Origin of the sequence: Halocalculus aciditolerans, from assembly GCF_014647475.1 — an archaeon.
In the GTDB taxonomy this organism is placed as follows: Archaea; Halobacteriota; Halobacteria; order Halobacteriales; family Halobacteriaceae; genus Halocalculus; species Halocalculus aciditolerans.
On record NZ_BMPG01000001.1, the window covers coordinates 355,600 to 379,171 of the forward strand.

Below are 23,572 nucleotides of genomic sequence, written 5' to 3' on the forward strand. Positions count from 1 at the left end.
TATGGTGTCGATGCTGGAGGTCGTCCTCCTCCTCGTGGTGTTGGCGGCGCTCGTGGGCGCGTACCGTGTGGTGAACGCCGTGAAACCGTTCGTGGTGAACGCCGTCGTCGGCCTGGTGACGCTCTTCGTGGCGCAGGCGGTGTTCGGCGTCGACGTCGCCATCACGCCGCTCACGCTCCTCGTCGTCGCCATCGGCGGGTTCCCCGGCGCGCTGCTCGTCCTCCTCCTGTCCGTCTCCGGCGTCGCGTTCGTCCCCGGCCTCCTCGCCGCGGGCGCGCTCGCCTGATTAGGCCTCTTCGTTCTCCTTGAGTTCGAGGTCGGCGATGATGTCGAAGGGGTCGAGGTCCTTGCGGAGGTCGTCGATGATGAGGAAGGCTTCGTCGGGGTCGAGGAAGTGCGTGGTGACGACGCGGCCGAGCGGCGTCGGTCGGAACCCGTCGATGAAGTCGTACTCGATGAGCTTCCCGAGCGCGTGGCGCGTCGGAACGTCGCCGACCATGCGGTCGTTCAGTCGCTTCGCCTGCTTGCCCGCGACGGTGACGTTCGCGAGCGTCTCCGCGATGGCGGCGTTCTCGTCGTATCGCGTGATGACGTCCTCCATGTCGCCTTTGAGGAGTTTGAAGGAGACCTCGTCCTCCGTCATCTCCATCGAGCTGTGGTAGACGGCGTCCGGCTCGACGAGCATGTAGACCTTGCCTTTGTCGTGGTAGTCCGGGCGGCCGGCGCGCCCGAGCATCTGCTCGAATTCTTGTACCGTTAGCCACTCGATACCCATCGCGAGCGAGTCGAAGACGACCTGGCTCGCCGGGAAGTCGACGCCCGCGGCGAGCGCCGCCGTGGTGACGACGGCGGCGAGGTCCTGGTTGCCGAACTCTCGCTCGACCTGCTTGCGCTTCCCGTAGTCGAGACCCGCGTGGTAGGGCGCGGCGTTGTAATCGAGCTTCCGCGAGATCTCGTGGCACCGCCGCCGGGAGTTCGTGAAGACGATGGTCTGCCCGCGATACCCCTTCGAGGACTCCTTATCGAACTCCCGGCGGACGAGCTTGTTGATGATGTCGGGTTTCTCCTGGCCGTCCGCGAACGTCACGTGCCGCTCGATGGGCACCGGGCGCTCCTCGAACTCCACGAGGTTCGCCTGGAGTTTCTCCGCCAGCCCACCGGGGTTCCCGACCGTCGCCGAGAGGTAAATCCACTGCGCGCCCCCGTACCCGCTCTTGCGCTCCGCGCGCTCCTCGCAGTAGTGTTTCAGGCGGGTGATGAGGCCGTCGAGGCGGTGACCGCGCCCCTCCTCTTGGAGGGTGTGCACCTCGTCGATGACGACCGTGCCGACGTCGCCGAGGTTCTTCCCCGTCCGCAGCGAGTGGTCGATCCCCTCGTAGGTCCCGACGATGACGTCCGCGTTCGGGTCGAACGCGTGCCCGTCGTCGCGGATGCGCGACGCCCCGACCCGAATCGTCACCTCGCCGAGGTGGCCGTAGCGCTCCTCGAAATCCTCGTGTTTCTGGTTCGCGAGCGCGACGAGCGGCACGAGGAAGAGGAACTTCCCGTTCCCGCTCAGGTGGCGGTGCATCCCCGCCATCTCCCCGATGAGCGTTTTACCTGTCGCCGTCGCGGATACGACGAGCTGGTCGTCGCCGTCGAGGAGCCCGTTCTCCGCCGCGAGGCTCTGCACGGGGAGCAGCGTGTCGAAGCGGTCGACGAGCAGGTCCTTCATCCCCGGATGCAGGTCGAGGTCAGAGACGGGAACGGGGTCGATGTCGTCCGTGTTCGCGCTGATGGTGTCGAACTTCGTCAGGTCCGGGTCGAGATTCCCCGACAGTAGGTTCACGATGCGCTCTAAGTCCTGCACTTCGAGCAAGAGGGCCTCAAGCCGGTCCTGCGCCGCGCCCGTCATGCTCCCCTTGAACGCGAGTTCGCGTTCGAGCTCCTGCTTCGCGCAGTCCGGGCAGATGCGTTCGCCCTGCGCCGTCTCGATGGCCGTCTCGCTCGTAATCGGCGAGTACGACCCCGCGTTCGCGCAGAACCGGCACGTCCGCACGACCTTCGCCTTATCGCGGAGCTGAAAGCCCTCCAGGAGTTCGCGGAGCTCCCGGCGGCCCGATTGGCGCGTCTGCTCGCTGATGCGGATGCGGGTCGCCCGCCGCGCGATCTCCACGAACTCGTCCGGTCTCCGCGGCTCCTCTGAGGAGCCGCCCGTCTTCACGCGGAACTTCGCCGGCCGCGCGCCCGCGTCCGTCTCCTGCAGCTCCAGCTTCCCCTCGAACAGCTTCTCTCCCTCGCGCTCCGCCACCACCGCGTAGCGGTCCTGCGTCTGGTGGAGGAACAACGTATCCACGTGCTGAACCTGCGTCGCCACTGTTGAACCCACCTACGCGACTCCGCTATTTCAGCCGTTCGCCTCCCGCTGCACGAAACCCACCAGTGAGCCGTCCGCCGCCCGCCAGCGTTCGCTCGGGGCGGTCAGCGTTCGCCCGCGACGTACCGGTCGCCAGCGCGCGCGGTCAGCCGAGCGACGCGCAGCGGCTCGGGCCGCCCGCCTTCGGGCGTGTACGCGGTGACGACGCGTTCGGCGTCGACGTCGCCGAGAGCGCGCACGTAGACGGTCTCGTCGTTCACCGAAACGGGACGGCGGTCGGGGAGCGCGTCGTAGCGTTCGAGGCGCTCCGTGAGTTCGTCGCCGTCGAAGTGCTCGCGCAGCGGCGCTTCGAGCCCCGTGGACGCCTCGAAGGAGACGGCGAGAACGGGGCGGTCGACGGCGTCGTGGATGCGCCGGAGGTCGAGGACGTTGTACCACGCGGGCGCGACGCCGGCGAGAAAAACGAATCGAACGTCTTCGCGGTCGAGGCGCGTCCAGAGGTCGAGGACACGCTCCGTCGCGTCCGTGCCGCCGACAGCGCACGACGCGAATTCGACGCCGTCGACGACGCGGTCGGCACGGACGACGACGCCGGCCAGGGTGCTGCGGTCGCCGCGGAAGGACTCCGCGACTCCGAGCGCCCTCGTGCCGGCTTTCACTGCTCTTTGATGTCTTTGAGTTTGTCGATGAGCTCGTCGTTCGACGCGCCGTTCGTGAAGTCGATGCGGCCGTTGTGGGTGCTCTCTTCGGTCGTAACGGTCGACCCGTCCTGTTCGTCCGAGTCGAAGCTCTGGCGTTCCTGCTCAGATTCGTCGTAACTTCCGAAGCCCATTCCACTCTCACATATGGATTTCGACCCCAAAAATGGAACGCCTATTTGTCGCTTCGACCCGACGACCCGCATATGAACGTCGTGAACGTCACGGAGGACGCAGACGAGTTCACCTGTAACGCCTTCCTCGCCCTCGGCGACCGGCCGGCGCTCGTCGACGCCGGCGCGATGCCCGGCGTCGCGGACGTCGTCGCCGACCACACCGAAGCAATCGACACGGTCGTGCTCACCCACCAGCACGGCGACCACGTCCAGGAGCTCGACGCCGTCGTCGACGCCTTCGACCCCGACGTCTACGCCTACGACACGCACCCGCTCCGCACGCGCGAACTCGACGACGGCGACACGCTCGTTCTCGGCGACGAGTCCTTCGACGTCGTCTACACGCCCGGGCACGCCGACGACCACGTCTCCCTCGTCTCCGACGCCACGCTCTTCTCCGGCGACGTCGTCGTGTACGACGACGGCGCGTTCGACGACGGGAGCTTCGGCCGCACCGACATGCCCGGCCAGAGTCGGGAAGCGCTCATCGAGAGCATCCAGCGGCTCCTCGACCGCCTGCCCGCGAGCGTCGAACACATGTACAGCGGGCACGGCGATGTCTTCCACGGCGACGTCCGCGCCGTCGTCGAACGCGCGCTCGAACGCGCCGAGCGCCGCGAACCGAAGTACCCCGACCAGTAACGCCGTTCTCTCGTCCGTTCTCGCCACTCCCTCGCGCGTTCTCGCCGCCTTCCCTCTCAGCCGCGCACCCGACCAGCCACGGAATCAGCTAACCGGAACCGATAAGATTAGAAGAATCTAATCCACAGTTATCCCATGTCGAATTCTCTGCGGAACGCGCGGGAACTCCTGACGTATCTCGGTCCGGGCTTCCTCATCTCCGTCGCGTACATGGACCCGGGGAACTGGGCGACTAACATCTCCGGCGGCGCGAAGTTCGGCACCGCCCTCCTCTGGGTCATCGTCCTCGCCAGCGTGATGGCGATGGGCATCCAGATCCTCGCCGCGAAACTCGGCATCGCGACCGGGAAAGGCATCGCCCAGCTCTGCCGCGAACACCTCCCTAGCCTCGTCGTCTGGGTGCTCTGGGCCGCCGCCGAACTCGCGATGATCGCCACCGACATGGCGGAGATCATCGGCGCGGCCATCGGCTTCAGCCTCGTCTTCGGCCTCCCGCTCGCCGCGGGCGCGGTCCTCGCCGGCGTCTCCAGTTTCGTCCTTCTCGGTGTTCGCTCCGCCCACCGCCGCGGCTTCCGCGCCATCGAGTTCGCCATCATGGCGCTCGTCGGCGTCATCGCCCTCGCCTTCCTCTTCGAAGTCTGGCTCGCGAAACCCAGCGCCGCGAACGTCGCCGCCGGCCTCGCCCCCTCTCTCCCGGACGCCACCGCGCTCTACGTCGCCATCGGCATCCTCGGTGCGACCGTCATGCCCCACTCCATCTACCTCCACCCCTATATCGTCCAGGACAGGCGAAAGCGACTCGTCGCCGAATCCGGCGACACCGACGACGTCCACCGCCGCCACCTCCGCTTCGAGTCCGTGGACACGATTCTCGCGCTCTTCGGCGCGATGTTCGTGAACGCCGCGATGCTCGTCGTCGCCGCCGCCGCCCTCACCGGCACCGGCATCGAAACCCTCGAGGAGGCCTACCTCACGCTCGCCGGCGTCTTCGGCGCGAACGCCAGCCTCGCCTTCGGCGTCGCCCTCATCGCCGCCGGCCTCTCCTCCTCCCTCGTCGCCACCATGTCCGGCCAGACCGTGATGGACGGCTTCCTCGACTGGAACGTCTCCGTCTGGGTTCGACGCTCCGTCACGCTCGTCCCCAGCATCGCCGTCGTCGCCGCCGGCTTCGACCCCACGAGCGTCCTCGTCGCCAGCCAGGTCGCCCTCTCCTTCGAACTCCCCTTCGTCCTCCTCCCCCTCCTCTACTTCACCCGCGAGAAACGCCTCATGGGCGCGTTCACCAACCGCCGCCCCACGACCGCCGCGCTCGGCGTCGTCGTCGCCGTCGTCGTCGCCCTCAACGGCTGGCTCCTCTACGCCACCCTCCTCGGCTGAGACGCCCTCGCACACCCCCCGACCGCTTTTCACGCCCTCCGTCCTCCGAACGCGTATGCCCGGCTCCGTCTTCGCCCACGGCGACACCGTCGACCTCCGAACCATCGAGGAAGCCGACCTCGACGTCCTCCGCGACGCCGTCAACGACCCGCGCGTCCGCACCACCATCGGCATGCGAACGCCGAAGAACACCGCGCAGGAACGCGAGTGGCTCGAAGAGTACGTCACCGACGAAGACCACGTCGACCTCGCCATCGCCGCCGACGGCGAAACCGTCGGCGTCGTCGGCCTCGGCCCCACCGACCACCCCGCCGGCTCCGCCGAACTCGGCATCTGGGTCGCCCCCGAGCACTGGGGGAACGGCTACGCCACCGACGCCGCGAGAACGATGACCGACTACGCCTTCGACACCCTCAGAAAGCACCGCGTCACCGCGCGCGTCTTCGACGGCAACGACGCGTCACGCCGCGTCTGGGAGAAACTCGGCTACACCCACGAAGCCGTCCACCGCGACGCCCACTTCCACTCCGGCGACTACGTCGACGTCCACTACTACGCCGTCCTCGAAGACGAATGGCGGAGTCGCTCACCCGGCTCGACAGACGGGTGAGTCAGCACAGAAGGGAGCACGCAGCCCGGGCTACGGGGCGTGAGAACAGCCGAGAAACCCGAACGGCGCGTTATGCGGCGCGCGCTTCGCGAGCCTTCGGGCGGAGTTTCTTGTAGCCACACTTCCGGCACTGGTCCGCGTCCCTCGGGTTCCGCGCGTTACAGCGCATGCAGATCATCTTCCCGAGGAGACGGTCTTCGATGTCCTGGTCAGCCATACCCGAAGTATCCCCTCCCGCGCGTTTAAACGATTCGGAGTCGACCGCAGCGTCCCGTCGCTCACCGCCGCTCGCTTCACTCCTCGGCCATGTCGAGGTACTCCTGCTGGATCTCGACGACTTCCGTGGAGTCCTCGGCGTTCGCGTATCTCCGAAGCGGCTCCTCGTTCAGTTCCAGGAAGGTGTGGCCCCAGCGGAACTTCCCCATCACGCGTTCGGCGAAGTTCGGATAGCCCAGGATGTGGAGGCCGGCCGCGAACGCCTCCGCCGTGTTGAGCTGGAACGGCCGCCCGTGATTCACGGGGTTCCCGGCGACGAGGAACGGGAGCGCGCGGTGGTCGCCGTCCATCTCGAACATCGCTCTCTCCGCCGTTTCCCACGAGCAGTCGAGCGCGACGAGCGTCTGGTGGTCGTCGTCCGCCGGCGAGAGCGCCTGCTCCGCGTGCGGATTGAGCACGACGCCGTACGGCGTCGCACGCGCCGTCTCGTGGAGGGTCGCCATATCGAAGCGCGCGAGCTTCCGCGCCGTGCACTTCTTCGGGTCGTCGTCGCCCTCGTAGCGGACGTGCAGGTCCATCTACCCGTGGTAGTCCGCGCGGAGAGAAAAGTCGCGCGCTCGCCGCCGCATCGCGGGAGTCACCCCTTCCGGCGGCTCACGGGTCGTTCTTCCCCGCGCGGGCTCGCGTGTCGCTCCGTCCAGTCGCTCTCGCTCGCCTTCTCGCGGTTCTCGCGCGAGCGCTAACGAGTGCGAGCAGAGGAGCTTGCTCCGACCGTGCTCGCTCGCGCCGTCGGCGCTCGCTCCGAACCGCGCGGGCTCGCGTGTCGCTCCCTTCCAGTCGCTCCCGCTCACCTTCTCGCGGTTCTCCTTCACTCGCTTCGCTCGCTCAGTCCGAACCGCGTTACTCTCCCGCACCGAGCGCGGACTCGCCGACCTTCTCGCCTCCCTCGATGACTTCCTGGCCGTTCATGTACGGCTGGAGGGCGTCGGGGACGTCGACGGTGCCGTCGTCGTTCTGGTAGTACTCCAGAATCGCGACGACGATGCGGGGGACGGCGAGCCCCGAGCCGTTGAGCGTGTGGAGGTACTCGGCGGACTCGTGGCGCTCCGGTCGGTACTGGATGCCGGCGCGGCGCGCCTGGAAGTCCTCGAAGTTCGAGACCGAGGAGACCTCGAGCCACCGGCCGCCGACGTCCGGGCCGTCCGCCATGTCGTCGCCGGGGGCCCAGACTTCGAGGTCGTACTTCTTCGCCTGCGTGAACCCGAGGTCGCCCGTACACATCTCGAGGATGCGGTAGGGGAGTTCGAGGCGGCGGAGGACTTCCTCGGCTTCGTCGACGAGGCCCTCGAAGCGCTCGTAGGACTCGTCGGGTTCGACGAAGTTCACCATCTCGACCTTGTTGAACTGGTGGACGCGCACGATGCCGCGGGTTTCCGTGCCGTGCTCGCCGGCCTCCCGGCGGAAGTTCGGACTGTAGGCCTGGTGTTTGAGCGGGAGGTCCTCTCTGAGGAGGATCTCGTCCCGGTACATGTTCGTCACGGGGACTTCGGCGGTCGGGAGGAGCCAGAGGTCGTCGTCCTCGTAGTCGGCCTCGTTCACGTCGCCGATGCGGTAGGCGTCCTCGACGAACTTCGGGAACTGGCCCGTGCCCTGCATCGACTCCGAGTTCACGGGAATCGGCGGGAACACGTCGACGTACTCCTGCTCGCGGTGGACGTCCAGCATGAACTGGACGAGCGCGTGCTCTAAGCGCGCGCCCTCGCCCTTCGCGAAGTAGAACCCGCCACCGGAGACTTTCGCGCCGCGCTCGAAGTCGAGGATATCCAACTCCTCGCCGAGGTCGTAGTGCGGGACGACGTCGTCGGGCAGGTCACGGAGGTCGTCGAAGCCCTCGCGGCGGCGCTCGACGTTCTCCTCCTCGGAGTCGCCGACGGGGACGTCCTCGTGCGGGATCATCGGCAGGGTGAGGAGGAGGCGTTCGAGCTCCGACTCCAGCTCGTCCGCGCGCGCCTCGACCTCCTCGAGTTCGGCTTTCAGCTCACCGGACTTCTCGATGGCGTCCTGGGCTTCCTCCTCTTTGCCCTCCTGTTTCAGCTGGCCGATCTTCGAGGAGACTTCGTTGCGTTCGTGGCGGAGGTCGTCGCCCTTCTGCTTCAGGTTGCGCCACTCTTCGTCGACGTCGAGCAGTCGGTCGAGGTCGGCGTCGACGCCCTTCTTGTCGAGGGCGTCACGCACGACGTCCGGGTTCTCCCGGACGAACTGTCGGCTGAGCATATCCCGGCTTCGACGCCGCTACGCAAAAAGGGAACGCAACTGCGTCAACGCTCGGCAAGGACGGTCGAGACTAACCACGAGAGATGAACGACGAGCATACCGTCGTAATCACGGCTGACCGAGTCGAATACTGAACCCCCACGAACTCCCGTCTTCGAAGTACGACTGCTGTGAGAACCGATAAGTGCCCTCTGCCAGACAGCCGCGACTCTCTGTCTGACTGAGGACGGAATACGTTTCTTTGACTGTGTCTCCCGACGGGAGGGTGACTGTTCGTTGACGCTCCCATGACGCGAACTGACTACGTGCCTTCCAGCAACCGTCCTGCGCCTCGCTGGGGACGATCGTCTCCTCGGGAGTGTTCGACGGTTGCTCGCCGGTCTCTCCTGTAGCGTTCACCGCAGAAATCGCGCTCTGGTCGTCGGGAATGATGACCAAGTCGCTGTCCGCGGACCAGTATTCGGAAAACGGCGGGGTCGGGCCGAACGAAACTGACCGTTCCTCGTCTGCTGTATTCGTGTACGCTATCTCTAATCTCGCAGGGCTACCGTCGCTGAATCCATCGACGATATCCGCCGTCATCTCGGCATCGCCGTCTTCGACTGTATCAGGCTCGGCCGTCGCCGTCGGATACTCCGTGTTGGATTCCGTTCCACTGCAACCTGCCACGGACACGATGGCGGCGCAGGCCCCGGTGAGGACAAAGCGCCGGTTCTGTGATATTCGGTCCATCTGATATCACTGTGTGAGTATTCGGGTGAGCCAGCATCAAACACGGATATGTGGTATTTTTCGGACATTATCCTCCGTGTTATCGCCGCTCTTCTCGATTCGAACGACGCTCCGAGCCCTGCACTCACAAAAAATCTCTGACGTCGCTGTACCACATGTCGTGGTGGTCGACTTTATCGACTCGCTCGGCGATGTCGACGGCGAGGGCGTGCCAGCAGGGTTCGTCGGGTTCGAGGTTGTAGGTTGAGTCTTCGCAGGTGCAGCCGCCGTCTTCGATGACGTATTCGTCGGCGTGGCCGACGACGACGGTGAAGTCGCGGTACTGTTTGACTCTGCTTTCGCTGACGGCTTCGATGGCGCGGCGGCCGCGGTCGCCGTGGGCGTCGAGGATGCGGCGGACTACGTCGGGGGTGAGTTCGCCGGCGGCGGCGAGGTCGTCGCGCCAGTCTGTCACGGCCGTGTCTTCGCGCGCGGTGGGTGAAAGGCGGTTCGGTCGCCGGGATTCGCTCGGATCGTTCGGCGTCGCCGCACGCAGATTGTGTGGGACGTTACCGCGTGTCTATTATATTCGTTAATGACGTATGCGGACTCCATGGCTGATTATACATAATCTTTAATTACAAACCTCTGGTTCTGTCGGATGCGATGGTATCGAAACACGCACGCGGCACGACGAATCGGCGCACGACCACCCGACGACCCACCGACCCACCACGATGCCCGAATACACTGACATAGAGAACACCGGCCTCCCGGTCGTTCCCGACCTCACCGGCCGTACCGACCCCCGCGAGGAGATGACTGAATCGGCGTGGAGCCACCGGCTCGACGAACCGAACGCGACCCAGACCGACCGATGACGGACACTACCAGCCAGGACTACACGTACCGCGACATCGACAACCCCGCCGGCCGCGAGTTCCGCCGCCTCCTCGACGAGCAGGAGTACACGTTCGCGCCCGGCATCTACCACGCGCTCGACGCTCGGCTCGCCGAACGCGCCGGTCTCGACGCCGCCTACATGAGCGGCTACTCCACCGTCCTCGGCCAGTTCGGTTTCCCTGATTTGGAGATGGTCTCCATGACGGAGATGGTCGAGAACGCAAAGCGCATGGTCGACGCCACGAACCTCCCCGTCATCGCGGACTGCGACACCGGCTACGGCGGCATCCACAACGTCCGCCGCGCCGTCCGCGAGTACGAGAAGGCCGGCGTCGCCGCCATCCACATCGAGGACCAGACCACGCCGAAGCGCTGCGGACACATCGCCGGGAAGCAGATCGTCTCCCGCGAGAAGGCGCGCTCGCGCTTCGAAGCCGCCGTCGACGCGAAGCAGTCCGAGGACACCGTCATCATCGCGCGCACGGACGCCTACGGCTCCGCGAACGGCGACTGGGAGGAACACTTAGAGCGCGGCCGAATCTACGCCGACGCCGGCGTCGACCTCGTCTGGCCGGAGATGCCCGACCCGAGCAGAGAGGACGCCGTCGAGTACGCCGAGACCATCCACGAGACGCACCCCGACCTCGACCTCGCCTTCAACTACTCCTCGTCGTTCGCGTGGAGCGAGGAGGAGGACCCGCTGACGTTCGAGGAGCTCGGCGACCTCGGCTACGGCTACATCTTCATCACGCTCTACGGCCTCCACTCGGGCGCGCACGCCACCTTCGAGGACTTCCAGAACATCCGTGAGAACGCCGAAGAAGCCCAGTTCGACCTAGAGGACCGCTATCTCGGCCACGAGACCGAATCCCACCACGACCTCTCGCTCGTCTCCCGCTATCAGGGTATCGAGAAGCAGTTCGACCCGGAGGCGCGCGAACGCATCGAATCCTCGGAGGGTTACAGCGAGGACGAATCCGACCCCATCAGCAGCGGGGAGACGCCCGAGCCGACGCAGGATGACTGAACGCTCGCGCACTACGGACCGGCACTACGAGCGCGCGTTCGTGCGGTCGTTCTTCACGTCGCCCACGGCGGTCGACGAGGACGACTCCGCGAAGATGCTGCGGCGCGCGGCCGCCCTCCGCGGGATGGAGGCTCCGGACGTCTGGGTGCCGGACAACGAGGACGCCACCGCGCCGTCGATGCGCGACGAGGGCGTCGAGAACATCCGAGAAGTCGTCGCCGAACACGGCGGCGACTTCCCGGGCGAGATTCACCCGCGCGTCGTCTGGCACCGCGACGACCCCGCGACGCGCTACGAGGGCTTCCAGCAGATGCTCGCTATCACCGACCCCGACGCGGGCGCGGTCGAGCACATCGACGGCTTCGTGATTCCCGAAGTCGGCGACGTGGACGACTGGAAGAAGGCCGACGAGGCCCTCCAGCGCGTCGAGACCGAACACGGCCTCGACCCGGGTAGCCTCTCGATGTCGGTCATCGTGGAGTCCGGGGAGGCCGAACTCGCGATGGGCGACCTCCGCACGGAGATGGGGAAGCCGTCGAACACGCTCGAACGGCTGTTCCTCCTCGTCGACGGCGAGGTCGACTACACGAAGGACATGCGCGCGATGACGCCGACGGGCGAACTCCCCGCGTGGCCGGAGCTCCGGCACAACACCTCGCGGGGCGCGAGCGCCGCCGGCCTGATCGCCGTGGACGGCCCCTACGACGACATCCGTGACGTCGCCGGCTACCGCGAGCGGATGCGCGAGAACCGCGCGAAGGGGATGACCGGCATCTGGGCGCTCACCCCGAACCAGGTCGTGGAGTCGAACACCGCGCCGCTCCCGCCGAAAACGGGGCGCTGGCTCCTCCACGCCGGCGGCCGCGACATCGACCTCGACCGCGAGGACGACCGCCACGTCTACCGCGGCGACGCCGCAGACCTCGACGCGCTCGGCGACGACCGCTACCGCCTCCGGCTCGGCGACGACGAACGCGAACTCGAAGCGGAGGAGCTCCGCGAGGCGCTCGTGGACGCGACCTCGTACGTCCCGAGCATGACCGACATCGTCGACTCGATGGAAGAGTTCGAAGCCGCGAAGGAGAATGGGAGGGGCGCGATCGCGATGACGCAGTCCGCGACGCTCGACATCGACGGCGTGACCGTCGACGTCGAGGCCGACCGGATGTGGGACGAAGCGACCTATCAGGCGGCGAAGACGCCGATAACGCTCTTCCAGGACGTCTACGCGCACCGGCCCGACCAGCGCGAGGCGTTCGCGGAGCGCTACGGCGAAGCCGTCGTCGAACGCGCCACGGAGGTGGGAGACACGTAACGGACGCACGGACGCCACGAGGGTATACAGCGGTCGCTCTGCGCGCGCTCGTAGTCGTGCTCATCTCGGCGCGCGCGTTTCGCGGTCTTTTTTCGCGGGGCGGTGCGGAGTGCGAGTATGGAAATCACGGAGGGACGGGTCTCCGTCTCGGTCGAGGAGGCGTCGGGGAGCGGGTCGGGCGCGGCGGCGGGCGTGTTCTTCAACCCCGATCAGGAACTCAACCGGGACGTCACGGTCGCGGCGCTCCGCACCTACCGGGAGCGCGAGCGACCCTCGGGCGCGGAACGCGGAACGCCGTCCTATCTCGACGCGATGACGGCGTCGGGCATCCGCGGGTGTCGCGCCGCCGCCGAGGGCTTCGACGTGACGATGGCGGACGTGGACGACGAGGCGGTCGCGCTCGCCCGCGACAACCTCGCGCGGAACGACCTCGACGCCGACGTCGTCGGCGAGGACGCGAACGCCGTCCTCCACCGTCGCGGGCGCTCCTTCGACGTCACCGACCTCGACCCGTTCGGCACGCCGACGCCGTTCGCGGACGCCGCGTTCGCGAACACCCGCGACCTCGTCTGTGTCACCGCCACCGACACCGCCCCGCTCTGCGGCGCGCACTTCGAATCCGGCGTGCGGAAGTACGACGCCATCCCGCGAAACACCGAGTACCACCCGGAGATGGGGCTTCGGGTCCTCCTCTCGATGCTCGTGCGCACGGCGGCGCGCTACGACGTCGCCGCCCGCCCCGTCCTCTCCCACGTCAGCGACCACTACGCGCGCACCTACCTCGCGCTCGACCACGGCGCGTCCGTCGCGAACCAGGCCTTAGAGGGACTCGGCTGGACGTACCACTGCCAGCAGTGCCTCCACCGCTCGTTCGAACGCGGCCGCGTCCCCGACGCCCCCGACGAGTGCGCGCACTGCGGCGGCGACCAGGTCCTCGTCGCCGGCCCCGTCTACCTCGACCGCCCGCACGACCCCGACTTCGTCGCGGCGGTCCGCGGGAACCTCGACGACACCATGGGCGCGCGGAAACGCGCCACACGACTCCTCGAACGCATCGAGGGAGAACTCGATGCCCCGATGCACTACGACCAGCACAAACTCTACAAGCGCTGGAGCGAGCCCGCCATCGGCATGGACGACTTCCTCGAAGCGCTCCGCGAGGCCGGCTACGAGGCGTCGCGCGCCCACTACGGCGGCACGACGTTCAAGACGCACGCGTCCGTCGCCGAGATCCGTGACGCCGTTCTCGACCGCTCGGAGTAGCGCGAAGCCTTTACTGCTCCCCGGAGAACGACGAACACGTGACCTCTCCTGCTTCCCTCCTCGACACCGGCAGAGCCGTCGTCGCCGAAGCGCGCGACGACCAGGTGACGTTCCTCGCCGCCGCCGTCGCCTACTACGGCTTCGTCTCCCTCGTCCCGCTCCTCCTCCTCACCATCGCCGTCGGCACCGCCGTCGGCGCGAGCCAGGTCGCCGACGCCGTCGTCGGCGCGACCGGCGCGTTCCTCACGCCGACCGGCGAAGCCCTCGTCCGCACCGCCCTCGAAAACGCCGCCGGTCGCGGCACCGCCACCGTCGCCGGCGCGCTCCTCCTCCTCTGGTCCGGCCTCCGCCTCTTCCGCGGCCTCGACCAGGCGTTCGCCGACATCTACGGGAAACCGAACGTCGAACCCCTCCTCCAGCAGGTGGCGGACGGCCTCCTCGTCCTCGGCTCCATCGCCGTCGCCGTCGTCGCCATGGCCGCCCTCGGCGTCGCCCTCCCCGTCCTTTCTACCGTCTCTGTCCCGCCGGTCGTCGGCAGCCTCCTGCTCGTCGTCGTTCTCGCCGTCGTCTTCGTCCCGGTCTACTACATCTTCCCCGACGTCGAACTCGACGTCGAGGAGGCGATTCCGGGCGCGGCGTTCGCCGCCGTCGGCTGGACGCTGTTCGCCGAAGCCTTCCGCGTCTACGCCGGCTACGTCGGCGACTACCAGCTATACGGCATCCTCGGGGCCGCCATCCTCGTCGTCACCTTCCTCTACATTGCAGGTATCGTTATAATGGTCGGGGCGGTACTCAACGCCGTGCTCGCCGGACGGACCGAGGAGACCGACGAACCGGACGACGAAGTGGAGCCACCGGAGGCCGCGCCCGACCTCGCCGAGATGGCCGGTGACCTGGAAGCGATCCGCCGCCGCCTCGACGAGAAAACGGTCGACCGCGACGACTTGGAGCGCGACCTCGAAGGCTACGTGGACGCGCGCGTCCGCCGCAACCACGCCCGCGGCTGGGGGCCCTACCTCGTCCTCCTCTACGGGACCGTGATGACGCTCGGCGCGTTCTTCTGGCTCGGCGGCTGGGCGTCCGTCGCCGCCATGGTCGTCATCTGGCTCTCCACGCTCGGCCTCTTCACGCTCATGGTGCTCTTCGGCGCTGGCCTGAACGCCGCCGGCATGCCGGGGAAGGTCGCCTCCTGGGTCAACTCCCGCCGGTAAACTACCCCACCTACTCGCTCGGCCCATACGGACCTCGCTTCGTTGAGAGTGTCGTCAGAACGCGTCACGTTCTGACTGCTAACCAGAAATCAGAGATTTCTGGTGATGGGGCTTTGATGTGGACTCCCGGCGATCAGTCTCCGGCAATCTGCCGGTAACTCTTGCCGTTCAACGTCCCACCAGTCACACGCAGGTCTACTTCTGCGTCTCCGCTCCCCGACTTGGGCGAGGAACGGAGTCTGTGTGTCTGTTTTCGGGCGTAGCGTAGCCCGATGTTCTTCGCACCGTTGTAGTCAGCGTTCACTTCGTACCCGCACCTTTGGCACTTGAAGTGTTCTCCGTGACGGTTGTCCTCGTGCGTGAACCCGCAGTCAATCCGTGAACAGCGTTGAGACGTATGGTTCGGCTCAACCTGCTCAATGGAAACGCCGCGCTCCGGCGCTTTGTAGGAGACGTACTCGAAGAGGCGTCGGAACGCCCAGATGTGATGCCACTTCGCGTGCGAAAGGCGCTCTCGGATGTCGGTCAAGTCCTCGAACACAATAACGTCACAGTCGTGTTTGACGGCTTCAGAGACAAGTTCGTTGGCGACCGTGTGGATGTACTGTTTCCGCCATTCTTCGCGCTTACCGAGGCGAAGTAGGGCGTTGTGCGCGGCTTGCGTGCCGCGTTGTTGCAGCTCTCCACGTCGCTTTTCGAACTCACGGCACCAGTGGTCGTAGTCGTCTCCCTGCCAGAAGCGCCCGGTGGAGGCGACGGCGAGACTGTTGACGCCGAGGTCGATACCGAGGACTGTTTGGTGCTCAGTATCGTCCGAAACCCCGGACGACTCGCCGGCTCCTTCGGAGTCGTACTTCCGGGTAGTGATGTGGAAATAGAACTCGTCGTTCACTGCGTCGTACTGGAGCGTACTCGCTCGGAACTCGAACTCCTCGGATAGCACGTACTGCTCATACGGTGTGGGACTGTCCGCGGGGAGTTCGAAGTCGCACTCAACGCGTCCGTTGACAGTCGAGAGCGAGACTTTGTTCCGGTAGAAGGTGGCGCTGCGTTTGTCGTAGAGCATACTCCACGACGTGAACTCCGGTTGGCTCACTCGTTTCCCTTGTTTCCACCGTTCGACGCATCCAGTGACAGCTTGGACGCCCCGTCGGATGGCTTCTTGAACGAGATTCGCGGTGAGGTCGGTTTCGTCGCGGAGTTCGTCGTAGAGTGCATCTCGTGCGGTCGTATTGGCCGTGATGCACTCGGTGTAGGAGTGATCGGTCCAACAGAATTCAGTGGTGCGGTTGGCACAGTGAAGGAATTGTCGGGAAGATTCGTGGAGGTCATCGCGGTACTCCTCGGGAACGATGAGTTTGACGTGCGCAGTACGCCGGACCTCCATATTTCAGATATACAACTAAGTATTCTTAAATGTCCGGGAGTCAGGTGGCCACAGTGCGCCGGTTGTGTCGTCCCATGTCGGTTTCCTCCCCGACCTACTCTCTCACCTCGTTCGTTCCTTGAGGTCGGGGGCTCCACCTCGAATCTGCTGAACCGGACGCCTATCTGAACCAACGACTGCGTCGATCATCGACTACCGCGCTCCGTCGACCATCGACTGCCGTGCTTTGTCGACTGCTGCGCTCCGTCGACGCCGCGGTCGCGAGAAAGAAACCGGATGGGGTGGCCGCTCAGAACGTCTCGAGGTACTGCTCCAGCTCCCAGTCGGAGACCTGGACGCGGTAGCCCGTGTGTTCTTCGCGTTTCGCCTCGATGAACTTGTTCGTGATGTGGTCGCCGAGCGCGTCTTTCACGACGTCGTTCGTTTCGAGCGCGTCCACGGCTTCGCCGAGGTTCGTGGGGAGCGTCTCGATGCCGTACTCCTCGCGTTTCTGCTCGTCGAACTCGTAGATGTTCTCGCGGACCGGGTCGGGGGCGTCGAGGCCCTTCTCGATGCCGTCGAGGCCCGCGCTGATGAGCGCCGCGAACGCGAGGTAGGGGTTGCAGGACGGGTCGGGGAAGCGCGCTTCGATGCGGGACGCGGCCGGGATGCGCGCCGCGGGCTTCCGGATGAGCGCGGAGCGGTTCCGGTCGGACCACGCGACGTAGACCGGGGCCTCGTAGCCGGGGACGAGGCGCTTGTAGGAGTTCACGGTCGGGTTCGAAATCGCCGTGATGGCGGGCGCGTGTTCGAGGATGCCCGCGAGGAACTGGTGGGCGACCTCAGAGAGGTTGAAGTCGTCGTCCTCGTCGTGGAACGCGTTCTCGCCGTCCTCGAAGAGCGAGAAGTGCGTGTGCATCCCGGAGCCGTTGATGTTCGCGATGGGCTTCGGCATGAACGTCGCGTGCAGGTCGTGCTCCGCGGCGATGGCGCGAACGACCGTGCGGAACGTCGCGACGTTGTCCGCGGTCGCGAGCGCGTCGTCGTACTCGAAGTTGATCTCGTGTTGGGATTCGGCGACTTCGTGGTGGGACGCCTCGATCTCGAAGCCCATCGACTCCAGGCCGCGGATGATGTCGCGGCGGACGTCGGAGGCGGGGTCTTTCGGCGCGAGGTCGAAGTAGCCGCCGAAGTCGGAGAGCTCCGTCGTCGCGCGGCCGCGTTCGTCCTCCTCGAAGAGGAAGAACTCGGGCTCCGGTGCGGCGTTCACCGTGTACCCCATGTCCTCGGCGCGTTCGAGGACGTTCTTCAGGACGCGGCGCGGGTCGCCCTCGAACGGCTCACCCGTGGAAGTGTTGATGACGTCGCAGATGAGGCGGGCGGACGCGCCGTCGTCGAGGTCCCGCCACGGCAGCACGGCGAACGTCTCGGGGTCCGGCTTGAGGCGCATGTCGGACTCCTGAATCCGGACGAACCCCTCGATGGAGGAGCCGTCGAAGTAGATCCCGTCGGTGAAGGCCTTCTCCGCCTGCTCGGCGGGGACGGAGACGTTCTTCACCGTGCCGAGGATGTCCGTGAACTGGAGGCGGAGGAAGTCAACGTTCTTCTCCTCGATCTCGTCCAGCACGTCCTGTTCCGTCTCGCTCAGACCGCCGTCTGTCATCAGTTTCCCGTTTGTCATCGGTTTCGTCACCCGAATCCTACACTCCCACTACTAAAGCGCTGGCGGTCCGCGCAAATCTGCCGACGGTGAAAGAGAACTGGACATTCGTAAAATTCTAATCCCCCCGTGTCCAATGGAACGCCATGACCTACGAGAACCTCGACGGCCAACTCATCAACGCGCTGCTCGGCGACGGCCGCGCCAGCCTCCGCAGCCTCGCCGAAGACCTCGACGTCTCCGTCACTACCGTCTCCAACCACCTCTCCGACCTTGAAGACGCCGGCGTCATCAAAGACTACACGCCCGTCGTCGACTACGACGCCCTCGGCTACGACGTCACCGCTATCCTCCAGCTGAAGGTGGAGGGCAACGCCCTCCCCGACCTCTCCGACCGCCTGCGCGGCCACAAACAGATGGTCTCCGTTTACGAAGTCACCGGCGACTACGACATCGTCGCCGTCGGCAAATTCAGAGACACCGACGACATGAACCACCTCATCAAGAAACTCCTCGGCGACGCCGACATCAAGGAGTCCAACACCAGCGTCGTCCTCAACGCCGCCGCCGAACACGAACAGTTCGAACTCGACGTCGACGAGTGAGGCGGGTTTCGAGGGAGGAGTGATCTCGGAGGAGGTCGCTTTAGAGTCGGCGTTATAGTCGACATTCCGAAAGCCGGCTCGCCGACGACTCGCGAGGCTCCCTCTCGATACCCCGCCCGCGTGGTCGGGTCGAACTTCTGACGGCGACTGCGAGGACCCGTGGTGGCCGCGCCGTCGCTGGACGCGTCCGCCCGCCGGTCATCAACTCGCCACGCTATCACTTTTCGCGGTGGTGGGAGAACGGCTTGGTATGCCCTCTACATCCGACGACGAAGTTCGAGAAGTTGCGCGCGAGGCAGCGCGAGCGGAGGTCCGCCGGCTCTTCGAGAAAGTCGTCTACTTCCTCGCGGGCGTCTCTCTGCTCTGCGGGAGCTTCTACGCGCCGAGCGCCGTCGCGGGTGCAGACAGCACGGTCGAGGCGACAGTCACCGCGGGAATCGGCCTCTTCTTCCTCGGCGGCGGCGTCTACCTCCTCGCGTACGTCTTCGACGTCGACCGCCGGGTCGCGCGCTGGCTCCGAAACCGCTTCGCGTAGCCGTCGCTCACCTACGAAATCAGTCGAAAGAAAACGACGGGCCGAACGGAGTTAGCGAACGAGACAGCGACGGGGCGAGCGTTCGCGACCCGAGTGGTTCGAAGAACCCGGAAGGGTCGCGATTCACTCGCGCGAAGCGCGAGGCCCGAGCGACCCCCGAAGCGGGGTCGCGACGGGCTTTTAGTGCAGGTTTTGCCGAGCGCCGGCGAAGCCGGCGCGCAGAGCAAAACGTGCGTTTACATCATGCCGCCCATGCCGCCGCCCATGCCGCCTGCGGGCGGGCCGCCGGCGTCGTCGTCTCCCTTGTCGGTGGAGAGGTCGCCGGCGGAGATGATGTCGTCGATTTTGAGGACGAGGTTCGCGGCTTCGGTGGCGCTGGAGAGCGCCTGTTCTTTGGCGTGTGCGGGCTCGACGATGCCGGCTTCGTAGGTGTCTTCGAGGGAGTCGGTGAAGACGTTGAGGCCGACGGTCTCGTTCCCGGATTCGTGCTCGGAGCGGAGGTCGACGAGGATGTCGATCGGGTCGAGGCCGGCGTTCTCCGCGAGGACGCGCGGGACGAGTTCGAGCGCGTCGGCGAACGCCTCGACGGCGAGCTGCTCGCGGCCGGAGACGGAGTCGGCGTGCGAGCGGAGGCGGTCGGCGACTTCGACTTCCACGGCGCCGCCGCCGGGGAGGACGCGACCGTCGCTGACGGTCTGCGCGACGACGTCGAGGGCGTCGGTGACGCCGCGTTCGAGTTCGTCGACGACGTGGTCCGTGGAGGCGCGGAGGAGGATGGTGACGCCGTGGGCGTCCTCGCCCGTACCTTCGACGTAGAAGAGCTCGTCCTCGGAGTCACGGCTGATTGCGCCCTGACCGAGGTCGGCTTCGGTGACGGCGTCGAGGTCCGTGACGACGCTGCCGCCGAGGATGTCGTGGAGGAACTCGATGTCCGACTTCTTCGTGCGGCGGATGGCGAGGATGCCCTCTTTCGCGAGGTAGTGCTGCGCCATGTCGTCGATGCCCTTCTGGCAGAAGACGACGTCAGCGCCGACGTCGACGATCTGCTGGACCTTCTCCTTCAGCTGCTTCTCCTCCTGGTCGAGGAACTGCTGGAGCTGGTCGGGGCTGTCGATGGAGACGTTCGTGTCGGCTTCGGCTTCCTCGACCTCGATGGCTTCGTTGAGGAGGAGGACGGAGGCGTCGTCGAACGCGGTCGGCATGTTGTCGACGACGGGGTCCTTGTCGATGGCGGCACCGCGGAGGAGCTCGGACTCGCTGACGCCGCGTCCGGTCTGCGTCTCGATGTTGATGTTCCCGGCGTCGACGATGGTGGAGCCGTCGTCGGCGTCGACGGCGACCTGGCGGACGGCGTCGACGATGATCTGGGAGAGGAGCTCCTTGTCGAGCTCCGCGCCCTTGCCGGTCATGGAGGTCTCGGCGACGGAGCGGAGGAGGTCCTCGTCGTCGGTGTCGACGTCGATGGCGACGTTGTCGACTTCCTCGCGGGCCTTCTCGCTGGCGAGGTGGAAGCCCTTGATGATGGCCGTCGGGTGGATGTCCTGCTCGAGGAGGTCCTCGGCGTTCTTGAGGAGTTCACCCGCGATGGCGACGGCGGTCGTCGTCCCGTCGCCGGCCTCGTCCTCCTGGGTCTCGGCGACTTCGACGATCATCTCGGCCGTCGGGTTGTCGATGTCCATCTCCTGGAGGATGGTGACGCCGTCGTTCGTGATGGTGACGTCGCCCATCGAGTCGACGAGCATCTTGTCCATCCCTTTCGGGCCGAGCGTCGAGCGAACGGCGTCCGCTACGGCGCGAGCGGCGGAGATGTTGTGTTCCTGCGCGTCCTTGTCTTTTACGCGCTGTGCGTCGTCCCCCATGATAATCATGGGCTGACCCTGCATCCGCTGTTGCTGTGACATCGTACTCAATGATTGAAAGCCATTCTATATAAAACTTGGCTGGTACGCGTTGGCACGCGCCAGTGGTCCGTCGGTCGAACCGCGCCATATTCACCGCCTCCCGACCGTCCCCCGGCGTTTCAGCCACGTCCCCGGCGCACCCCGCGAAACGCCCGATGCGGCCAGTATTTATACTCCCCGTGCGGCCCCCAGACACTTCACGCGGCCGTGCGACACCCCGACCATGGCGACACTCACCAGCGAAGACGTCGGAAAAGTACTCGTGGACATCGAAGGCGAAGAGCTCGGCGTCGTCACCGAAGTCGAAGACAACACCGCCTGGGTCGACCCCGAACCCGGCCTCGGCGAAGCCGTCCTCGCCGCCTTCGGCTGGACCGAGAAGAACGAGGACGACTACTCCCTCGACGGCGACCTCGTCGACACCGTCACCGACGAGGAAATCCGCGTCAACGCTGACCTCTAACCGCCACTCCGCCTCGTAACGCCGGCTCTCGGACGCGCCCGGCGCGCTTGTTCACGCACGTCAACGCCCGAGCACTGGCCCTGAAACATCATATCGATGGGATGACTCGCCCCCGCTATCCCTTCACTCTCACTCCGCTTCGAGAAAGTACACGTCTCTGAACCAACCGAAACCATCGGCCACTCAACATATCCGTGTGGGCGTCTTCGACTAACCCGCCCCCGTCCGGAGGCCCTCGGGGCTCCGCCGACGGAGCAAACCCGAGAACCGAGTATCCGGCCGTCCACTCCGGGGGGAGTGGACGACAGGGGGCTGGCTTGCCACCGCACGACACCGCTGCGACCGTCCGCTTTCGGGCGGTCGCGGCGGCGCTCGTCGCAGATACCCCGCAACCGCGCGGCCGACGCGCGACCGAGACGGATTCAGTCACCACTCTCGCGGACTCGCTAAGGGATACCGACGTCGTCGACGAGCCGTACCGACGGGACCGGCCACGACTGTTGAGGATTCGGTAGACAGGGTGTTGACTCGCGCCGACAGCCGGCGCTCGTCGGTGTGGTTCGCGGAGAGAAACGCCGGGACAGGGATTTGAACCCTGAACCCCGTAAGGGGACACGCTTTCCAGGCGTGCGCTTTGCCATTCGGCCATCCCGGCCTGCACCCAGATGTACTGTCGTGTCGCGTTTAAACCCTTCTTTTCGCGACGGGGTGCGAGTCAGGCGGTCACCGACGCGTACGTGCGGGCGAGCCACGTCGCGACGACGGTGACGGCGGTGACGAGGAGGCAGACGCCGACGAGCGCGGGGACGCCCGGAGTGTCGCCGCCGAGGAGTCGGTAGCCGAACGCCAACACGAGGAAGGAGAGCGCGGCGAGCGCGCCGTCGAGCGCGAGCTCGCGGGCGTGCATTTAGTCGCGCTGCGCGGCGACGGCTTCGATTTCGACGCCGACGCCCTTCGGGAGCGCGCCCGCCTGGACGGCGCTGCGGGCGGGCGGGTTGTCCTGGAAGTACTCCCTGTACGTGCTATTCATCTCGTCGAAGTCGTCGATGTCGCCGAGGAAGACGGTGGTCTTGAGGACGTCCTGCATCGTGAGCCCCTCCTCTTCGAGGATCGCCTTCACGTTCTCGAGGCTCTGCCGGGTCTGCGTGGCGATGTCCTCGTCGTCGAGGAGGTCGCCGTCGGGCGTCATGGGAATCTGACCGGCGGTGAAGACGATGTCCCCGTTCGTCGTCGCCTGGCTGTACGCGCCGACCGCGGCAGGAGCATCAGGGGTCTCGATAGTGCGCTTCATACTCCCCTCTCGGCCGTGACGCGACTTAATACCCGGCGTCGCTCGCCGAACCCAGCGCGCTCTTCCCCGCGGAGCGCGAAGACCGAGTATGAACTGGCGGTCCGCGGCGGCGGCCGGGCTCGGCGTCGCGGCGCTCTCGCGCGAACCCGACCTCCCGCTCTCGCCGGTGTTCGCCCGCGGCCGCGTCGGCGCGGACTTCGGCGAGCGCACGGGCCTCGCCGGCGAGCGCGCGCACAGCGAGATGGACGACCTCGACGCCTTCGCCCGCGACGACTTCGACCCCGGCCGCGTCCACCCTACGATTCGCGACTTCTACGAATCGACGCTCGACTACGCGATGTGGTTCGACGTCGACTGGCACCGGGGGTTCCGCGCGGGCGCGGCGGGCGCGGCACACCTGACTCGCTGGCTCGAACAGCTGAACCTCCCCGGACCGGGCGCGGACGGCCCCTGGAACGTCGAGAGCGACCTGCGCCGCGTCCCCGACGACGCCGACCCGCGCGAGGACGTGCGACTGTGGACGCGCACGCGAACGGGCACGGGCGAGGCGGTGGCTGACCCGTCTGTCGAACCGGGTCAGACCGTATTCGTCGCGCTCTACGGCGCACACGAGACCCCTTCCGGCGACCGGCTGGTGAACGTCGCCGTGCCGCTCCCGGGGTCGAACCTCTCGACCGTCCTCCGCCCCGACCACCTCGGCGCGGGCGACGCCACCGGCCTCGAACTGACGACGTTCGCGCCCGGCCAGCCCGGCCTCTTCGCGGTGACGCCCGCGGGCGCGTTCCGCCTCCCGATGCACCAGCGCTTCCGCACCTACCCCACGACCTCGCCCGCCGCCCCCTCGACGCCCGTCGCCGACGCCGACGTCGTCACGACACAGGAGATGTGGCTCTGCGGCCGCCAGTTTCTCACCGTCACCTACGGGATGCGCCGACGCCGACAGCGCGAGAACGAGCGCGAGTCGTGAGCCGA

General features: G+C 66.4%; 26 protein-coding genes and 1 tRNA gene. 13 read left to right on the forward strand and 14 right to left on the reverse strand.

From position 1 onward, the window contains the following. The first annotated feature begins 1 nt into the window (after window position 1). Window positions 2-286, forward strand: coding sequence for a pro-sigmaK processing inhibitor BofA family protein (locus IEY26_RS01725; RefSeq protein WP_188975219.1), 285 nt, complete (start codon window positions 2-4; stop codon window positions 284-286). On the opposite strand, the gene IEY26_RS01730 is transcribed toward IEY26_RS01725, so the two are convergent. The 3 genes from IEY26_RS01730 to IEY26_RS01740 all read right to left on the reverse strand — a co-directional run bounded on the left by IEY26_RS01730 (window position 287) and on the right by IEY26_RS01740 (window position 3,188). Further along, a complete protein-coding gene (locus tag IEY26_RS01730; RefSeq protein ID WP_188975220.1) occupies window positions 287-2,356 on the reverse strand; it encodes a DEAD/DEAH box helicase in 2,070 nt (689 codons plus the stop codon). Window positions 2,357-2,460: 104 nt separating this feature from the next. Further along, a complete protein-coding gene (locus IEY26_RS01735; RefSeq protein ID WP_188975223.1) occupies window positions 2,461-3,015 on the reverse strand; it encodes an endonuclease dU in 555 nt (184 codons plus the stop codon). Then, window positions 3,012-3,188, reverse strand: a complete 177-nt coding sequence (locus IEY26_RS01740; protein WP_188975225.1) for a DUF5786 family protein — start codon at window positions 3,186-3,188, stop codon at window positions 3,012-3,014. The genes IEY26_RS01735 and IEY26_RS01740 overlap by 4 nt, the downstream gene beginning before the upstream one ends. A 72-nt stretch (window positions 3,189-3,260) precedes the next feature. On the opposite strand from IEY26_RS01740, the gene IEY26_RS01745 reads away from it, so the two are divergent. The 3 genes from IEY26_RS01745 to IEY26_RS01755 all read left to right on the forward strand — a co-directional run bounded on the left by IEY26_RS01745 (window position 3,261) and on the right by IEY26_RS01755 (window position 5,859). Next, on the forward strand, window positions 3,261-3,872 hold the full coding sequence (locus IEY26_RS01745) for an MBL fold metallo-hydrolase (protein ID WP_188975227.1): 612 nt from the start codon (window positions 3,261-3,263) through the stop codon (window positions 3,870-3,872). Between the two features lie 135 nt (window positions 3,873-4,007). Next, a complete protein-coding gene (locus IEY26_RS01750; RefSeq protein ID WP_188975229.1) occupies window positions 4,008-5,249 on the forward strand; it encodes an Nramp family divalent metal transporter in 1,242 nt (413 codons plus the stop codon). Window positions 5,250-5,304: 55 nt separating this feature from the next. After that, window positions 5,305-5,859, forward strand: a complete 555-nt coding sequence (locus tag IEY26_RS01755; protein WP_188975231.1) for a GNAT family N-acetyltransferase — start codon at window positions 5,305-5,307, stop codon at window positions 5,857-5,859. Window positions 5,860-5,929: 70 nt separating this feature from the next. Here IEY26_RS01755 and IEY26_RS01760 read toward each other — a convergent pair whose 3' ends face one another. The 5 genes from IEY26_RS01760 to IEY26_RS01780 all read right to left on the reverse strand — a co-directional run bounded on the left by IEY26_RS01760 (window position 5,930) and on the right by IEY26_RS01780 (window position 9,535). Next, window positions 5,930-6,076 (reverse strand): 50S ribosomal protein L40e, encoded by a 147-nt coding sequence (locus IEY26_RS01760; protein ID WP_188975233.1) that lies wholly within the window; start codon window positions 6,074-6,076, stop codon window positions 5,930-5,932. 76 nt (window positions 6,077-6,152) lie between these two features. After that, window positions 6,153-6,653, reverse strand: coding sequence for a DUF367 family protein (locus IEY26_RS01765; RefSeq protein ID WP_188975235.1), 501 nt, complete (start codon window positions 6,651-6,653; stop codon window positions 6,153-6,155). A 322-nt stretch (window positions 6,654-6,975) separates the two neighbouring features. Continuing rightward, window positions 6,976-8,349, reverse strand: a complete 1,374-nt coding sequence (gene serS, locus IEY26_RS01770; protein WP_188975236.1) for a serine--tRNA ligase — start codon at window positions 8,347-8,349, stop codon at window positions 6,976-6,978. A gap of 108 nt (window positions 8,350-8,457) precedes the next feature. Beyond that, complete coding sequence (locus IEY26_RS01775; RefSeq protein WP_188975238.1) at window positions 8,458-9,081, reverse strand: hypothetical protein; 624 nt, start codon at window positions 9,079-9,081, stop codon at window positions 8,458-8,460. A gap of 124 nt (window positions 9,082-9,205) precedes the next feature. Continuing rightward, on the reverse strand, window positions 9,206-9,535 hold the full coding sequence (locus IEY26_RS01780; RefSeq protein WP_188975240.1) for a hypothetical protein: 330 nt from the start codon (window positions 9,533-9,535) through the stop codon (window positions 9,206-9,208). Between the two features lie 262 nt (window positions 9,536-9,797). Here IEY26_RS01780 and IEY26_RS01785 point away from each other — a divergent pair, with 262 nt between their 5' ends. The 5 genes from IEY26_RS01785 to IEY26_RS01805 all read left to right on the forward strand — a co-directional run bounded on the left by IEY26_RS01785 (window position 9,798) and on the right by IEY26_RS01805 (window position 14,779). Beyond that, complete coding sequence (locus IEY26_RS01785) at window positions 9,798-9,941, forward strand: hypothetical protein (RefSeq protein ID WP_188975242.1); 144 nt, start codon at window positions 9,798-9,800, stop codon at window positions 9,939-9,941. Beyond that, on the forward strand, window positions 9,938-10,990 hold the full coding sequence (gene aceA, locus IEY26_RS01790; RefSeq protein WP_188975244.1) for an isocitrate lyase: 1,053 nt from the start codon (window positions 9,938-9,940) through the stop codon (window positions 10,988-10,990). The genes IEY26_RS01785 and aceA overlap by 4 nt, the downstream gene beginning before the upstream one ends. Next, window positions 10,983-12,305, forward strand: a complete 1,323-nt coding sequence (gene aceB, locus IEY26_RS01795; RefSeq protein WP_188975245.1) for a malate synthase AceB — start codon at window positions 10,983-10,985, stop codon at window positions 12,303-12,305. The genes aceA and aceB overlap by 8 nt, the downstream gene beginning before the upstream one ends. Window positions 12,306-12,422: 117 nt before the next feature. Further along, entirely contained in the window at window positions 12,423-13,568 is a 1,146-nt protein-coding gene (locus tag IEY26_RS01800; protein ID WP_188975247.1) for a tRNA (guanine(26)-N(2))-dimethyltransferase, read from the forward strand. A 38-nt stretch (window positions 13,569-13,606) separates the two neighbouring features. Next, on the forward strand, window positions 13,607-14,779 hold the full coding sequence (locus IEY26_RS01805) for a YihY/virulence factor BrkB family protein (RefSeq protein WP_188975250.1): 1,173 nt from the start codon (window positions 13,607-13,609) through the stop codon (window positions 14,777-14,779). A 133-nt stretch (window positions 14,780-14,912) separates the two neighbouring features. Here IEY26_RS01805 and IEY26_RS01810 read toward each other — a convergent pair whose 3' ends face one another. After that, window positions 14,913-16,166 (reverse strand): RNA-guided endonuclease InsQ/TnpB family protein, encoded by a 1,254-nt coding sequence (locus IEY26_RS01810; RefSeq protein WP_188975252.1) that lies wholly within the window; start codon window positions 16,164-16,166, stop codon window positions 14,913-14,915. 289 nt (window positions 16,167-16,455) lie between these two features. After that, a complete protein-coding gene (glnA, locus tag IEY26_RS01815; RefSeq protein ID WP_188977070.1) occupies window positions 16,456-17,808 on the reverse strand; it encodes a type I glutamate--ammonia ligase in 1,353 nt (450 codons plus the stop codon). 143 nt (window positions 17,809-17,951) lie between these two features. On the opposite strand from glnA, the gene lrp reads away from it, so the two are divergent. After that, on the forward strand, window positions 17,952-18,410 hold the full coding sequence (gene lrp, locus IEY26_RS01820; RefSeq protein ID WP_188975254.1) for an HTH-type transcriptional regulator Lrp: 459 nt from the start codon (window positions 17,952-17,954) through the stop codon (window positions 18,408-18,410). A 250-nt stretch (window positions 18,411-18,660) separates the two neighbouring features. Further along, on the forward strand, window positions 18,661-18,945 hold the full coding sequence (locus IEY26_RS01825; RefSeq protein ID WP_188975256.1) for a hypothetical protein: 285 nt from the start codon (window positions 18,661-18,663) through the stop codon (window positions 18,943-18,945). A gap of 236 nt (window positions 18,946-19,181) precedes the next feature. Here the strand turns inward: IEY26_RS01825 and thsB are convergent, their stop codons facing one another. After that, the gene (gene thsB, locus IEY26_RS01830; protein WP_188975258.1) at window positions 19,182-20,846 is read right to left on the reverse strand and encodes a thermosome subunit beta; all 1,665 of its coding nucleotides are present in this window, start codon (window positions 20,844-20,846) and stop codon (window positions 19,182-19,184) included. Between the two features lie 223 nt (window positions 20,847-21,069). Between thsB and IEY26_RS01835 the strand changes: the two genes are divergently transcribed. Next, entirely contained in the window at window positions 21,070-21,309 is a 240-nt protein-coding gene (locus IEY26_RS01835; protein ID WP_188975260.1) for a hypothetical protein, read from the forward strand. A 573-nt stretch (window positions 21,310-21,882) separates the two neighbouring features. Here the strand turns inward: IEY26_RS01835 and IEY26_RS01840 are convergent. The 3 genes from IEY26_RS01840 to IEY26_RS01850 form a co-directional block, all read right to left on the reverse strand. Continuing rightward, a tRNA-Ser gene (locus tag IEY26_RS01840) sits at window positions 21,883-21,964 on the reverse strand. A gap of 60 nt (window positions 21,965-22,024) precedes the next feature. After that, window positions 22,025-22,216, reverse strand: coding sequence for a hypothetical protein (locus IEY26_RS01845; RefSeq protein WP_188975262.1), 192 nt, complete (start codon window positions 22,214-22,216; stop codon window positions 22,025-22,027). Continuing rightward, a complete protein-coding gene (locus tag IEY26_RS01850; RefSeq protein ID WP_188975264.1) occupies window positions 22,217-22,600 on the reverse strand; it encodes a Rid family detoxifying hydrolase in 384 nt (127 codons plus the stop codon). 88 nt (window positions 22,601-22,688) lie between these two features. On the opposite strand from IEY26_RS01850, the gene IEY26_RS01855 reads away from it, so the two are divergent. Continuing rightward, on the forward strand, window positions 22,689-23,567 hold the full coding sequence (locus tag IEY26_RS01855) for a hypothetical protein (RefSeq protein WP_188975266.1): 879 nt from the start codon (window positions 22,689-22,691) through the stop codon (window positions 23,565-23,567). Window positions 23,568-23,572 lie beyond the last annotated feature (5 nt).